This is a genomic window from Bacteroidia bacterium, from assembly GCA_023228875.1.
In the GTDB taxonomy this organism is placed as follows: domain Bacteria; phylum Bacteroidota; class Bacteroidia; order NS11-12g; family UBA955; genus JALOAG01.
Map to the genome: position 1 here is coordinate 37,965 of JALOAG010000009.1, position 15,953 is coordinate 53,917.

At 38.0% G+C, this 15,953-nt stretch carries 11 protein-coding genes; 6 read left to right on the forward strand and 5 right to left on the reverse strand.

Going from position 1 to position 15,953, the window contains the following annotated elements:
* Nucleotides 1-17: 17 nt before the first annotated feature.
* A complete protein-coding gene (gene guaB / locus M0R38_09420) occupies nt 18-1,478 on the forward strand; it encodes an IMP dehydrogenase (GenBank protein ID MCK9481962.1) in 1,461 nt (486 codons plus the stop codon).
* Nucleotides 1,479-1,485: 7 nt separating this feature from the next.
* Here the strand turns inward: guaB and M0R38_09425 are convergent, their stop codons facing one another.
* Entirely contained in the window at nt 1,486-2,202 is a 717-nt protein-coding gene (locus M0R38_09425; protein ID MCK9481963.1) for a geranylgeranylglyceryl/heptaprenylglyceryl phosphate synthase, read from the reverse strand.
* 213 nt (nt 2,203-2,415) lie between these two features.
* Here M0R38_09425 and M0R38_09430 point away from each other — a divergent pair, with 213 nt between their 5' ends.
* The 4 genes from M0R38_09430 (at nt 2,416) to M0R38_09445 (ending at nt 9,128) form a co-directional block, all read left to right on the forward strand.
* On the forward strand, nt 2,416-5,730 hold the full coding sequence (locus tag M0R38_09430) for a vitamin B12-dependent ribonucleotide reductase (GenBank protein ID MCK9481964.1): 3,315 nt from the start codon (nt 2,416-2,418) through the stop codon (nt 5,728-5,730).
* A gap of 209 nt (nt 5,731-5,939) precedes the next feature.
* Entirely contained in the window at nt 5,940-7,247 is a 1,308-nt protein-coding gene (locus M0R38_09435) for a serine hydrolase (protein ID MCK9481965.1), read from the forward strand.
* Between the two features lie 185 nt (nt 7,248-7,432).
* Nucleotides 7,433-7,882 carry a damage-inducible protein DinB gene (locus M0R38_09440; protein ID MCK9481966.1) on the forward strand — a complete coding sequence of 150 codons (450 nt, stop codon included), beginning with the start codon at nt 7,433-7,435 and terminating at the stop codon, nt 7,880-7,882.
* Nucleotides 7,883-8,573: 691 nt separating this feature from the next.
* Complete coding sequence (locus M0R38_09445) at nt 8,574-9,128, forward strand: hypothetical protein (protein ID MCK9481967.1); 555 nt, start codon at nt 8,574-8,576, stop codon at nt 9,126-9,128.
* A gap of 28 nt (nt 9,129-9,156) precedes the next feature.
* On the opposite strand, the gene M0R38_09450 is transcribed toward M0R38_09445, so the two are convergent.
* The 4 genes from M0R38_09450 to M0R38_09465 form a co-directional block, all read right to left on the reverse strand.
* Nucleotides 9,157-10,137 carry an AMP-binding protein gene (locus M0R38_09450; protein ID MCK9481968.1) on the reverse strand — a complete coding sequence of 327 codons (981 nt, stop codon included), beginning with the start codon at nt 10,135-10,137 and terminating at the stop codon, nt 9,157-9,159.
* Nucleotides 10,134-11,801, reverse strand: coding sequence for a helix-hairpin-helix domain-containing protein (locus tag M0R38_09455; protein ID MCK9481969.1), 1,668 nt, complete (start codon nt 11,799-11,801; stop codon nt 10,134-10,136). The genes M0R38_09450 and M0R38_09455 overlap by 4 nt, the downstream gene beginning before the upstream one ends.
* A gap of 140 nt (nt 11,802-11,941) precedes the next feature.
* A complete protein-coding gene (locus M0R38_09460; GenBank protein MCK9481970.1) occupies nt 11,942-12,175 on the reverse strand; it encodes a hypothetical protein in 234 nt (77 codons plus the stop codon).
* A 98-nt stretch (nt 12,176-12,273) separates the two neighbouring features.
* The gene (locus M0R38_09465; GenBank protein MCK9481971.1) at nt 12,274-12,858 is read right to left on the reverse strand and encodes a sigma-70 family RNA polymerase sigma factor; all 585 of its coding nucleotides are present in this window, start codon (nt 12,856-12,858) and stop codon (nt 12,274-12,276) included.
* 155 nt (nt 12,859-13,013) lie between these two features.
* On the opposite strand from M0R38_09465, the gene uvrA reads away from it, so the two are divergent.
* Nucleotides 13,014-15,869 carry an excinuclease ABC subunit UvrA gene (gene uvrA, locus M0R38_09470; GenBank protein ID MCK9481972.1) on the forward strand — a complete coding sequence of 952 codons (2,856 nt, stop codon included), beginning with the start codon at nt 13,014-13,016 and terminating at the stop codon, nt 15,867-15,869.
* The last annotated feature ends 84 nt before the right edge of the window (nt 15,870-15,953 follow it).

Below are 15,953 nucleotides of genomic sequence, written 5' to 3' on the forward strand. Positions count from 1 at the left end.
GCACAATGCCCAACAATATAACGAATAAAATCATCAACGAGGGCTTAACCTTTGACGATGTACTTGTAGTTCCTGCATACTCAGAAGTATTACCCAGAGAAACAAACACAACTACAAAGCTTACCAAAAAAATCTCATTGAATATACCACTTGTATCTGCTGCTATGGATACAGTTACCGAATCCGATATGGCAATTGCTATGGCGCGTGAAGGCGGAATCGGCATTATTCATAAAAACATGACGATTGAACAACAGGCTAAAGAGGTTAGCAGAGTCAAAAGAGCGGACAGCGGAATGATTATGAACCCTATTACCTTGTCAAAAAATGACACCATCGCTGATGCCTTACACTTAATGAAGGATAACAGTATTGGAGGCATTCCGATTGTTGATTCTAAGCGTACACTCATAGGCATCATTACCAATCGAGACTTGCGTTTCGAAAAAGATATGAGTAAGAAAATTGATAAGGTGATGACAAAAGACGAACTCATTACAGGTAAAGTAGGCACAGATCTAATGCAAGCCCGTGCAATCCTACAAGAGCGCAGAATAGAAAAACTTCCTATTGTTGACAAAAACAACAAATTAGTAGGGCTAATAACATTCAAAGACATACAAAAAGTAATCAGTTATCCCAAAGCTTGCAAAGATGAGTTTGGCAGACTGCGTGTAGGAGCAGCCATTGGTGTTACAGCCGATACTATGAAAAGAGTAGATGCTTTGGTTGAGGCAGGGGTAGATGTGGTTGCATTAGATACAGCTCACGGACACAGCAAGGGCGTAATCAACGAACTCCAAAAAATAAAGAAGAAATATAAAGACCTGCAAGTAATTTGCGGAAATATTGCAACCGGTGCAGCAGCAAAAGATCTGGTTAAAGCCGGAGCAGATGCGGTGAAAGTGGGAGTGGGTCCGGGTTCTATTTGTACAACAAGAATCATTGCCGGAATCGGTGTTCCGCAACTCTCTGCCGTAATTGATGTAGCAACCGCAATTCAAGGAAGCGGAGTACCTATCATTGCAGATGGAGGGGTGCGATATAGCGGAGACTTAGTGAAAGCCATCGTTGCCGGAGCAGACACCATGATGGCGGGCGGAATCTATGCAGGTACAGAAGAAACACCCGGAGAAACTACGTTGTACGAAGGTAGAAAAGTTAAAACATACAGAGGAATGGGCTCTATTGAAGCTATGAAAGATGGATCTAAAGACCGATACTTTCAAGATGCGGAAGAAGAAATTGCCAAATTAGTACCCGAAGGAATTGTAGGGCATGTTGCCTACAAGGGAAAAGTTGCAGAAGTGATTTACCAATTCGTTGGCGGACTGAAAGCAGGAATGGGATATTGTGGTGCAAAAACCATTGATGAGTTGAAAAAAGCATCTTTTGTAAAAATCACCGGTTCTGGTATCAGGGAGAGTCATCCGCATGATGTAAAAATCACAAAAGAAGCTCCGAATTATACTCGATAGACAAACGCTATCTCAATCCCAATAGTTCGTCAGGATTATTCTCCAATATATTTCCGACTACAACCACATCTGCACCTGCGTTCCATGCTGCAACCAGTTGGTCCTTGGATTTAATGCCGCCACCCACAATAATTGGTATTGAAATACTTTTACGAACAATCTGTATCATGTCGGGAGGCACCTGATTGTGAGCACCGCTGCCTGCATCCATGTAAATCAACTGCAAACCCAAATACTCGCCAGCCATCGCAGTAGCCATTGCAATACCCGGCTTGTCAGAAGGAATTGGAACTGTTTGACTAATATAGGATGCAGTTGTTGTTTTGCCTCCGTCAACTAACATATACCCGGTTGGAATAACCTCAAGATTCATTTTCTTGAGAAATGGAGCAGCAACAACATGTTTGCCAATTAATAAATCAGCATTACGACCCGAAATGAGGGACAACAACAAGATCGCATCAGCTTTGTTACTCATTTGAATTTCGCTTCCGGGAAAAATAGTTATAGGCAAATCACTATACTTTCTAATAAAATCAATACACTCATCAATCCTTCCTTGATAGAGCAAACTACCCCCGACAAAAATGATATCCACATGCACTTTTTTTGCATTCTCCAACACTGCTTTAACGTTTGTAAAATCTGTATCAGGGTCAATTAAGATAGCAAGAAATTTTTTGTTTGCACTTTTTGCTTCGCGTATGGATTTTAAAACAGACATTCAGTGTGATAAGGCTTGTTAATCGTTGTTTTGGGCAGCAAATATAATTCTATTTTAATGATTGAAATAATTGGTGTAAATTTGAAAGAAAAGGGGTGTTTTTTAAAACTTGTGGAAAAGTGAAAACCTCAATCAAACAAATCTAAAATACTTTTGAAAACCACAAGCAGGGCATTTTTTCTGTCCTGCTTTTTAATCTATAAATGATTGATTATGAGTAATAAAAATATACAAAAACAAGGGCTTACATTTGCCAGACACAACACCAAAGAGGATGTTTCTGTTTACGATTTATTCAAATATGAATATAGAACATCAGAAATTAGAAATCCAAATGGAGATTTAGTTTTTCAAATGAAAAACGTAGAAGTTCCCGCAGGATGGAGCCAAGTTGCTACAGATATATTAGCACAAAAATATTTTCGCAAAAAAGGAGTGCCCCAACCCAATGGTACACTTGCCGGAGAAACCAGTGCAAAACAAACTGTACACAGATTGGTTGACTGCTGGAAACAATGGGGTCAAACTTATGGTTACTTTGCCTCTGAGAATGATGCTCAAATATTCTATGATGAGTTAGTGTACTCATTGTTGGCTCAACAAGCTGCGCCTAACTCTCCTCAATGGTTTAACACAGGTTTATATACAGCATATTCTATCAAAGGAGAGCCTCAAGGACACTATTATGTAGATCCTAAAACTGAAAAATTAACACGTTCTACCAATGCCTATGAAAGACCACAACCACACGCTTGCTTTATTTTATCTGTGGATGATGATTTAGTAAACGAAGGTGGTATCATGGATTTGTGGGTGAGAGAAGCGCGTATTTTCAAATATGGTTCAGGTGTAGGAACTAACTACTCAAAAATTAGAGGAAGAAATGAAAACCTTTCTGGCGGTGGAACATCTTCAGGTTTAATGTCATTCTTAAAAATAGGAGACCGTGCTGCCGGTGCTATCAAGTCCGGTGGAACAACTCGCAGAGCAGCCAAAATGGTGTGTCTTGATTTAGATCACCCTGAAATAATGGACTTCATTAATTGGAAAAAGAATGAAGAGAAAAAAGTGGCTGCACTAATTGCTGCCGGCTATCCTAGCGATTACGAAGGTGAGGCATATCAAACTGTGGCAGGACAAAACTCTAACAACTCTGTGCGTATTCCGGCTGCTTTCTTCAAAAAATTAGAAAAAGGTGAAAATTGGGACTTAATTGCCAGAACTGACGGCAGGGTGATGGATTCAATTCCTGCTCAAAAAATTTGGGACGATATTTCTTATGCTGCATGGGCTTGTGCTGACCCCGGAGTACAATATGATGACACAATCAATGATTGGCATACTTGTCCAGAAGGCGGTAGAATCAACGCTTCTAACCCATGTTCTGAATACATGTTCCTTGATAATACGGCTTGTAATCTTGCATCATTAAACCTAATGAAGTTTTTTGATACTGATACACTTGAGTTTGACGTAGCTTCTTATGAATACGCTTCCAGAATTTGGACAGTTGTATTAGAGATTTCTGTGTTGATGGCACAGTTCCCAAGCAAAGAAGTGGCTCAACTTTCTTATGATTACAGAACACTTGGTTTGGGTTATGCAAACTTAGGTACATTGTTAATGGTATCCGGAATTCCTTATGATAGCAAGAAAGCAACTGCAATTTGTGGTGCATTAACTTCTATTCTTACAGGTACTGCCTACGCTACATCTGCTGAAATGGCTGCTACATTGGGCACTTTCAGAATGTATGAAAAGAACAAAAAACACATGTTACGTGTGATAAGAAATCACCGCTACGCTGCTTATAACACTCCTTTGGCATACGAAGGATTGAGCATTCCTGCAGTAGGTATTGACCCGCAATACTGCCCTGAAAACCTGCTTCAAGCAGCTTGTGACAGTTGGGATAAAGCACTTAAATTAGGTGAACAATACGGCTACAGAAATGCTCAAGTTACCGTAATTGCCCCTACAGGTACTATTGGACTTCTGATGGATTGTGACACCACAGGTATTGAACCAGATTTTGCAATGGTAAAATTTAAGAAATTATCCGGTGGCGGATATTTCAAAATTATCAATCAATCTATTCCGCTGGCACTCAAAAACATGGGATATACCCCTGAGGAAGTAGATGAGATTGTTGCCTATGCAAAAGGGCATAGCACATTTGAAGGCTGTCCTCACATTAACCCGACTACACTCAGAGCCAAAGGCTTTAATGATAATGACCTGAGAGCAATTGAACAAGGTGCACCAACAGCATTTGAAATTGGCTTTGTATTCAACAAATCTATCTTAGGCGAAGAATCAATGCAAAGAATGGGATTCAAACCTGAGCAATACAATGCACCTAACTTCAATATGCTTAAAGCACTTGGATTTACTGCACAACAAATAGAAGAAGCCAACGAATACGTTTCCGGTACAATGACAATCGAAGGTGCACCTTTCCTAAAAGAAGAACATCTGCCTGTCTTTGACTGTGCAAACCGTTGTGGTGCAAAAGGACAAAGATACATTCACCCGCATGCCCATATTAGGATGATGGCAGCAGCTCAACCATTCCTCTCCGGTGCAATATCAAAAACAATTAACCTTCCTAATGAAGCTACTGTAGATGATATTAAATCTTGCTACAAAATGAGCTGGGAACTTGGTGTGAAAGCCAATGCGCTGTATAGAGACGGATGTAAACTTTCTCAACCGCTGTCAAACAAATCTGATACAAAAGAAGAAAAAGTTGAGACAGCGAGTGATATGAACACACTCGTTGATAAAGCAGTAGGCGAAAATGGTGAAATTTCTATAGCTGAGCTTGCTCCGGACATTGTACTGAATGCAGCAAAACGCATTATTAGTATGTCAACCGATACTCAGTTCAAACGTCAGTTGAGTGATATTGTTGAAAGAAAGAAACTCCCAAGCAAACGAAGAGGATTTACCCAAAAAGTAAAAATTGAAGGAAACACCCTTTTTGTCAGAACAGGTGAATATGCTGACGGAACCTTAGGTGAAATCTTTGTTGATATGCATAAAGAAGGCGCATCTTTCCGTTCTTTAATGAACTGCTTTTCGATTGCTATTTCTATTGGATTGCAATATGGTGTTCCTTTAGATGAATATGTTGAAAAATTTACATTTACACGTTTTGAACCCGCAGGCAGAATTGAAGGACATGACAATATCAAACAAGCAACATCTGTTGTGGACTTTATCTTTAGAATGTTAGGGTTTGAATATTGTGATAGAGAAGATTTAGTACACGTTAAGCCGGAAAAAAGTGAGCAGAAACACCATCATATAGATAAAGAAGTAGGTAAACCTACTCAAACCCACAAGCATACACACACTGTTTCGGTTGAAAAGCATGAAAAGATTGAACACTCTTCAACTCATATTCACAACAAAATACCTGCGCAAGGTGATGCCCCAACTTGTAAGAATTGTGGTAACATGACAGTACGTAGCGGAACTTGCTACACTTGTTTGACTTGTGGCAGTACCACAGGTTGTTCATAAAGAACTTCTTTTCATAGCTGTTTTCCTTTAACAAAAGTCTGTTGAGATTAGTCTTGACAGACTTTGTTGTTTTTAGCTGAGGACCATATAAAAGAATTTTGACTACAACCTCTAACACAATTTTTCGACTGTATAAATGAAAAGCATACATTTGAAAGTGTATTAAATGTAAAATGTGAACCGTGTTCACGACTTAAATCAACATAAAAATGAAAAAATATTTACTACTTATTATATATGTTTTTTCCATTACAGCCAAAGCCCAAACACTTTATTTTCCTCCAACCTCAGGTACTGATTGGGATACCATTTCTCCCGCTTCGCTCGGCTGGTGTGAAGACAAGATAGACACCCTGTATGACTATTTGGAAGCCCGAAATTCAAAAGCATTTATACTGCTTAAAGACGGTAAAATTGTTATGGAGAAATACTTCGGCACATTTACTATGGATAGTGTTTGGTATTGGGCATCTGCGGGCAAAACACTCACTGCATTTACGGTGGGTATTGCACAACAAGAAGGATTTCTTGATATAAATGACCCGACCTCTCAATATCTTGGGGCAGGTTGGACAGTTTGCCCCCCGGCAAAAGAAGATTTAATCACAATTAAGCACCAACTTTCCATGACAAGTGGCTTAGATGATGGTGTGCCTGATAACCACTGTTTTGCCGACACCTGTCTCCAATACATTGCTGATGCAGGCACCCGATGGGCTTATCACAATGCACCCTATACCTTGCTTGACAGTGTTATTTATTATGCTACCGGACAATCGCTCAATTCTTATGTAATGCAAAATATCGGAGTGCCTATCGGTATGACAGGAATGTTTGTTTATTCGAACAACAACAATGTATTTTACAGTAAACCAAGGAGTATGGCTCGTTTTGGACTATTGATTCTCAATCACGGGAACTGGAATGGCAACCAGATTTTGACCGATACGGAATACTTCAATCAAATGGTAAATACTTCGCAAAATATCAACCAGTCCTATGGTTACTTGTGGTGGTTGAATGGAAAATCTTCTTACAGACTTCCAAATTTACAACTGCAATTTAACGGATACCTCAATCCCAATGCACCTGCTGATATGTATGCAGCTTTGGGAAAAAATGGGCAATTCATAAATGTAGTGCCCAGCATGAATTTGACTTTTATACGTATGGGCAATGCCCCTACAAGCAGTGCCGTACCTTTTACCATGAATGATACTATATGGCAAAAACTGATTGAAATAATGTGCAACAAAACTGCTGTTACTCAAGTATCAGTTGAGAGAAATGCAGTATTACAAGTTTATCCAAACCCTGCACAGCATACTTTTACAATTGAATTGCCTAATAAAAGTTTTTCTCTTGAAGTTTTTGATATAACCGGACGTAAGATTTATGCTCAAGACAACATTTCAAACAGGACAGAAATTGATTGTAGCAATTTTTCAAGAGGCATATATAAAGTACAAGTTACAGATAGTAAGAATAGTTACAATCAAAAACTAATAATCCAATGAAAAACAATCTGTAATAACTTGACTTTGATTGTGGTTGTAGCATATCTGTTATGCTCACTTTCAAAACAACTTTTTTGGAATACAATTCTCATCTAAAATCTTACATTTGGACACAGAATGAGGTTGCTTGATGATTGCCATTGTGGGCAGCAGAATAACCCGACTTGTATATAAAATCACTTCCGATGAAACAGTTTTTTACAGCATTATTTGAATACAGCCATTATTACAATCAACAAGTGTTTGATGTTATTAAAAACAACCCCGAAAAAGTCTCTGAAAAAGTTGTAAAGCTTATTAATCATGTTGTCAATGCTCATCATATTTGGAATTATCGAATAGAAAAGACAAAGCCTATAATTGGTGTATGGGAGTTGCACACTATAGCTGAATTAAAAACCATGAATCAAGAAAACTTTCAGCATACTTTGCAAATACTTAACAAAGCAGACCTATGCGAGGTCATTCAATACACAAATAGCAAAGGAGAAGTTTTTAGTAATAGTATCAGGGATATACTTTTTCATGTTGTGAACCATTTTACTTACCACCGAGGGCAAATAGTAACAGATTTAAAAAACCAAGGGGTAGAGCCTTTAGTTTCTGATTATATCTTTTACAAACGTCAAAAATGATGTTTGAACAATCGATTCGGATTATAGTTATAAGATTGCGAGCAAACCGTGTCTGAAGCTACACTACCTTAAGAGCACTAATGTCTAACTTTGTTCATAGGTATGACCATCAAGCGTAGTATAGGTTAAAACCGCTAAATATATACCCTGTTCACATGTGTATCGTCCTGAAAAAAGTTGACTCCAACACGAATTCAGATACAATAAAGGATTTTAAAGGTATTTTGAAATTGGTTTCTCCACAAAACTTTGGTTTCATTGAGTATGTCTTCATTGAACCGAAACTTATAGAAGAAAAAAAGTTAACTAAAGGACAACTAGTCAATGGCAGAGCAATACTCTCATTCAACAAAAGGAAAAATGAGTAGTGATGGAGAGTTTTTATTATTTAATGTAGTCTGTGCATTGCTGTACTTTAATAGTTCTTGTATATAGATAAATAAAAGGCTGGTAAGTGTTTTTATAGTTTAGCAATTGTTAACTGCTCAGTGTTTAAAGACAACTTGTTTTAAGTTAAAGATTAACACGCAGTCAAAGATAAACGTTAATCAAATTTGTAATATTATCTTTTGATTATTTTACATGCAAATTTTGAGAATAGAAAAACAGAAAAAGCTATTTTTGGATCAATTTATTTATTTTAATCAGCCCGCTACCTTTTTGATTTTTAATATGATTGGAGAAGTAAGGTGTGCCAATTTGGCAAGGGTTGTCATTAGGTATAGGTTTTGATTCAAACACTGATATTTTTATGCGAATTAAACACGTAATTCTTTCAGCAGCATTATGCTTCACTACTTTTTTTATTTTGGGATCATCTTCTTTGCAGGCTCAAGAACATTCACACCACGACAATCACAAAAATGAAATAGGAATTGCGCCCAATCCTGTGTATTTTCCGCATGAAAAAATTTGGGATTACGGGTTACATGTCCATTATATCCGTAAAATTAAAGAATCAAAATTTGGTGCAGGTATAGGATATGAGAGTATTTTTAATCATCACAAACACCATACTTTCAGTTTAGTTGGCAATTACCGTCCTATTGATAGGTATCAAATTGCACTTGCACCGGGGCTGACTTTTGAAGATAATCAGTTTAGTCAACCACAATTTTCTTTTCATGTGGAAACTTCCTATGAATTTGAGTTTAAACATTTTCATTTAGGCCCTACTGTAGAGTTTGCTTTTGATTCAAACGAATATCACGTGAGCCTTGGGATACATATAGGTTTTGGGTTTTAGTGCTGCACAGTACAGCAAAAGCATCCACTTAAGTGTGGGACAATAATTGTTTTAATTTTTTTCTATCCGGTTTACCGTTATTTGTGTGAGGAATATCAGTAACCAATATAATCTCCAACGGATTATGATATTTTGGCAGTTGTTTTTTAAGGGTTTGCAGCGTGTTCAGGGGAAGCTTGGTGTCTTGGTTGCACACCATTACTACCTTTTCGCCAAGACGACTGTCGGGCTTGCTGCTAATGACAAAAGCAAATGGTACGATACGGCTTTCAGCAATGAGTTTTTCAACCCTTTCAGGCAAGATTTTTATACCACCACTATTGATAACAAAATCAGCTCTTCCGAGAATTTCAAAAGAACCATCCGGATAAATATGGGCTAAATCAGTAGTGTCTATCAATGCAGAAAATTGGGTTTGAATTTGCAAACAAGTGGATTCATTCAATTGCACTTTGACATTGGGTAAAGGATAAAATCGTTTTTGAGCTTTTGCTCCATTGAGCCTTCGGAGTGCAATATGCGAATAAGTTTCCGTCATTGCATAAGTGTGATAAATGGCAGGTCTTAATGTTTGTAGTGCTGCTACTACATTGTCGTCAATGGGTCCGCCACCAATCAGAATATGTGAGAATCGGTTGAGTTTTTGCACAGATTCAAGGTTTTCTAAAATCGCTTTGAGTTGCAGCGGCACTAAGCTAATAAATGTACAATCATGATTAAAAACCAGATTTGTCATGGGATCAGAAGAAGGCTCTGCATATTCAAAACCAAGTCCAAGTACTCTTGCACGCACCATCATCATGAAACCACCCACTTTGTCAGTTGGAATACAACAAAAGATTTTGCCGGAAGTGATGCCTAATGTTTGTTGTGTTTGCTTCGCGCTGTATTCAAGCCATTTTTTCTCAAGTAAGATCGGTTTAGGTTCTCCTGTAGAACCGGAGGTTTTGAGCTGAAACCCTGTCATGGTTTCATCGTCCCAAAGTTTGCAAAATTCAACGTAGTTCATATACCTTTACTTTGTCTTATACGGGATAAAAACTGTTCAAACTCTGCAAGACTCAAACTGTTTAACACAAATTCCTTTTGAAGATTTGACTTGCGAGCAACATTAACGCCATATTGCATGTCAGTCAGTCCTTTCAAATTGTGTGCATCAGGGTTAATAGCAATAGTTACTCCTTTGCTCACAGCATAGTCAAGCCATCGCCAGTCGATATCAAGTCTGTGGGGATTGGCATTTAACTCTATGACAACTTGGTTGGCTGCACAGATATCTATCAATTCTTTATGATTGACAGGATACCCTTTTCTGCTCAACAAAAGTCGTCCTGTTGGATGTCCAAGAATCGTTGTGTAGGGATTCTCTATAGCGGCAGTTAATCTTTGCATGGCTCGTTCTTCATCCATATTCAAGTTGCTGTGTACCGATGCAACCACAAGGTCAAATTGAGCTAAAATTTCTGTGGGGTAATCAAGGCTGCCATCGCCCAAAATATCGCTTTCTATTCCCTTGAAAATTTTAAACGGAGCCAGTTCAACATTAAGTTTGTCAATCTCATTAAACTGCTGCAAGACCCTGTCAATGGACAAACCTCCAGCATAAGCTGCTGTTTGTGAATGATCGCAAATGGCTATGTACTCCCAGCCTTTTGCAATGCAAAATTCAGCCATTTCTCTCACCGTATTTCTACCATCTGACCACTGAGTGTGGTTGTGTAACACCCCTTTTACATCGGAGTATGAAACTGCTTCCGGTATGATTCCTTGGCGAGCTAATTCTATTTCATTCAATCCTTCCCTCAGTTCAGGACGTATGAAGTGCAATCCATTCTCTTGATAAATTTCTTCTTCGGTTGATGCATGTTCCCGAATCATTGTAATCTTGGACAAATGCGCTGCAGATGCACTCGTCCTGAATAAGGTTGAAGCAAAATTATTTGCGTTGGCAATATGTAAGACAAATTCAAATCCGGGTTTAAGTTCATAGTTTAATTGGGACGGAGACTCTTCTTTGATTTGCAAACCCAAACCGGACAGTTCTTGTTTCAGTTGTTCAAGGTTGTTACATACCACAACAAACTCTAATTTACTGATGATTTCGCATAGTCTTCTGTATGCTCCGCTATATTCAACGCGGCTGATACACGCAAGGTTGCTGATAAAATCAAAAAGTTGTGCTGCTGTTGGTTGCAGGGCTGAAAATAAGATTTTGCCTAAGTTCAACTCTCTGAATTCCAATTCTTTGACAATATTCTGTTGTGATTTTTCTCCGAATCCTTTGAGTGAAATCAGTCTGTTTTCTTTGCAAGCATAGAGAAGTTCTCCCGGAGATTCAACCCCGAGTTGTGTCCACAGTTCTCTGACTTTTTTTGCACCAAGCCCGCGAACACTAAGTAACTCAATAAGACCTGCAGGAGTTTTTGCTATCAATTTGTCAAGATCGGCAAAACTGCCTTTTAGCAGTATTTCTGGAATTTTTTCAGCAAGCGATTTCCCCAATGCGGGATGAGACACGATTTGTTCTTCGTCCATGTCTGCAATACGCTCATTTAGTTTTTTAAATTTAAAGGGTGCATTCAGGTAATTGGCAGCCCTAAAAGCGTTTTCGCCATGCAGTTCAAGTAATTTACCATAAAGAGCAAAGATTTCTCCTATCTCAAGATTTTCCATGAATGCTGCGAAGGTAAGGGTGATTTACCAATAATAGTTGACGCTGAAAGAGGGATTAATGTTTGTAAAGAGAACAGCAAAAGGAAACAAGGCGGCTAACAGATTTAGTCGTAAACGAACAAATCGGATAAAGATTCATTCTAAGACATCTCGAGTGAAGAAGAGCTGGCTTCTTCATTCAAAATTTTGAGAATTGTTTCATTTGGCTCGTACTTTAATTCATTCAATAAATCAATAGTAGCAAGCAGTTCGGAAAGCTCATCACGCAACTCTTTACTTTTTTCAAGGGTTTGCAAAATCTGAATATTCTCTTCTTGTGATGTTTCCTGGTAAACGAATCTAATTAAATCTTCTTGAGTAAATTTTATATCCATAGTGTCATCATTTATAATCCAATAAACAATCACAAAACGAAACTAATTCGTTCTTTATTGCTTAAATTTTAAATAATTTATGATGAGTGTTTTTTGACTTATTTATTAAGGTCCGGAGCGTGCGTATTAATTAATTTTCTAAGGTTAATGAGTGCGTAGCGCATTCTTCCCAAAGCGGTATTTATGCTGATTCCGGTCAATTCAGAAATTTCTTTAAAACTCAAATCTCCATAATGTCTCAAAATCAACACTTCTTTTTGTTCTTCCGGTAATTCTTTGATAAACATTCTGATGACTCTTTCTCTTTCATTTTGCACAATTTTATCTTCAATACTTTTTTCAGAAAAATTGAGTGTTTCAAATATATCACTTCCGTCATCTCGGGTGATTTTGGGCATCTTTTTGACTTTGCGATAATAGTCAATGGCAAGATTTCGCGCAATTCTCATTACCCATTGTTTGAACTTGTCGTTCTCTTCGTATTTACCTGATTTAAAGGTCCTGATCACTTTAATAAAAGTCTCCTGGAAGATATCTTCTGCAATATAAGTGTCTTGTACAACAAGGTATATTGCTGTATAAACCTTAAATTTATAGCGCTTCACAAGCATTTCCATACAAGCCTCATTGCCGGCTATGAAATTGCTAATTAAATCCCTGTCTGAAATTTGTTGTCTATTCATAATAAAATCTCCTATTTTGCAGAGCGAAAATTTGGTTCAAGCTATTAATAAATTGGGCTTTGTAGAGATTTTTCTTATAGACCTATGCGTTAAATATGGCGACTAAATTAAGAGATTAATTCTTTTTTACCAAATTATTTTTTTGAATTTTATGTATGAGCAATAAACCAAATAGTTATAACTCCTTGATAATCAAAGGTGCAAGGCAGCATAATCTTAAATCTGTTTCTGTAGAGATACCCCATGGATCTTTTACGGTTGTTACAGGTGTTTCAGGATCGGGAAAAACATCGCTTGTCTTTGATACAATCTATGCAGAAGGACAGCGCAGATATGTGGAGAGCCTATCGTCATATGCACGTCAGTTTTTGGGGAGAATGCCCAAGCCCGAAGTTGATGTTATAGAAGGATTAGCTCCGGCTATTGCCATCGAACAAAAGATTATTACACGTAACCCACGTTCTACGGTTGCAACCGCCACAGAGATTTATGACTATTTGAAACTACTTTTTACAAGATTAGGCAGTATTTACAGTCCGGTTTCAGGAGAAAAAGTAATCAGACAAAGACCCGAAGATGTATGGAATTTTGTTGCTGAATTAGCTCCAAATACGTCTATTATCATTATGTCGAAACTAAAATCTTGGAATAACAAGACGGTTGATGTGCAGAAGGAAATTGAGTCTGTTAAAAAAAGAGGCTTTGTAAGGCTTTATCATAAAAATGAAGGAGTTGTCAGATTAGATAAATTAGAGGTTACACAACTCAAAAGTTTGTACGACTGTTATTTAATTATTGACAGACTTGCACTCATGGCAGAAGATGATGAAATGCGTACTCGCTTTTTTGATTCAGTGGAAAACGCTTTTTGGGAAGGAAGCGGCAAATGCTCTTTGCTGATAGAACAAAAAGATGGCAGCACTAAGATTCGCTCTTTTGCCGATGTGTTGGAGAAAGATGGCATTTTGTTCCAAGAACCGGATTTGAACAATATGAGTTTTAACAGTCCAGCGGGTGCTTGCCAACGATGTGAAGGCTTGGGAGAGATTAATGATATAGACCCGGACTTAGTGATTCCCGATATTACCCTTTCTGTCTTTGACAATTGTGTTGTTCCCTGGAAGGGAGAGGTAATGAGTGTGTGGAAGCAGCATTTTTTGAAACAAGCTGTCATGGATGATTTTCCAATTCACAGGGCATACAAAGATCTCACCGAGGAACAAAAACAATATTTGTGGAACGGTACTAACAAAGCAAAAGGTATCTTTGATTTCTTTGCCCATTTAGAAGAGAAATCTTATAAAATTCAATACCGGGTGATGCTTTCACGCTATCGCGGTAGAACTATTTGCACGGAATGTAAAGGGACAAAACTGCGCAAAGAAGCTACTTATGTAAAATTAGTTCCTAAAAAGAAATTTGAAAATCTGCCTGACAAAGTTTCATTAATGGATATACTCCTTATGCCGGTTGAAAAAGCCTACTATTTTTTTAAAGAGGTAGAATTTGAAGGAATCCAAAATAAAGCAGTAGAGAGGGTTTTGACTGAAATAAGAAACCGATTGGAATTTTTATATAAAACAGGATTAGGATATCTAACGCTGCATAGAATGTCAAATACGCTGAGTGGCGGAGAATCTCAAAGAGTGAGATTGGCAACCTCTTTGGGAAGTTCATTGTCAGGTTCTATTTATGTGTTAGATGAACCTAGTATTGGGTTGCACCCTCGTGACACCCTCCAATTAATTGAAGTATTGAAAGATTTGCAAAAGAAAAATAATACGGTCATTGTGGTGGAACATGAAGAAGAAATGATGAAAGCCGCTGATTACATTATTGATATTGGACCTTTGGCAGGTACACACGGTGGTGAAGTAGTTTTTGCAGGTAATTTTAATGCACTCACACATGCTACAAACTCACTTACTGCAGATTATTTAACAGGAAAAATTTGCAACCCCATTCCTGCTTTCAGACGCAAAGCTGTCAATATGATTACCGTGAAAGGTGCTCATGAAAACAACCTAAAGTATATTGATGTTTCGTTCCCCATAGGTACACTGACAGTTGTTACAGGAGTGAGTGGAAGCGGCAAGACAACTCTGGTAAAGAAGATTCTCTACCCTGCATTGCAAAAAAAATTAGGACTGTATTCGGGAATTAAAACCGGAAGGTTTTTGGAGCTTACAGGCAAATACGACTTGATTAAAGGGGTGGAACTGATTGACCAAAACCCCTTAGGACGTTCGTCAAGAAGCAATCCTGTTACTTTTGTTAAAGCTTGGGATGTTATACGCGATTTATTTGCGGAGCAAAGTGTTTCTAAAAACCAAAAATATAAACCTTCTTTTTTCTCTTTCAATGTGGAAGGAGGACGTTGTGAACACTGCAAGGGTGATGGTGTTCAAACGATTGAAATGCAGTTTATGGCAGATATCGTGCTTCCATGTGAATTTTGCCATGGGAAACGGTTTAAAGACGAAGTACTCGAAGTGGAATATAAAGGTAAAAATGTGGCAGAAGTGCTAGAAATGACAGTGGATGAAGCCATGATTTTCTTTGAGGATAATAAAACAATCAGTGAGAAATTGCTACCTCTACAAAAAGTCGGGCTGGGTTATATCAAGCTCGGTCAATCTTCAAACACGCTGAGTGGTGGAGAAGCCCAAAGAGTTAAACTGGCTTCATTCTTAGGTAAAGGACACGGAAGCCAACCGCTTCTTTTTATTTTTGATGAACCTACAACAGGTTTACATTTCCATGATATTTCAAAACTGCTAGGTTCGCTCAACGCGCTGATTGAAAAAGGACATTCTGTGATTGTAATTGAACACAATCCGGATATGATTAAATGTGCTGATTATGTAATAGACTTAGGACCGGAGGGAGGAGATAAAGGCGGTAACCTTGTTTTTGCGGGAACTCCCGAAGAATTAGCCAACTGCAAATCGTCCTATACAGGCAAATTTGTCAGTCAATTCTTTAACAAGAATACTTCAATGGCACAATAAGTTCGTTGTCCTACTTTCAAAAAGAATAAAATGAAAAGAAGCAGGCAGAGTTGGTTGATTTACTTGTTACGGTAAGTATCCTCC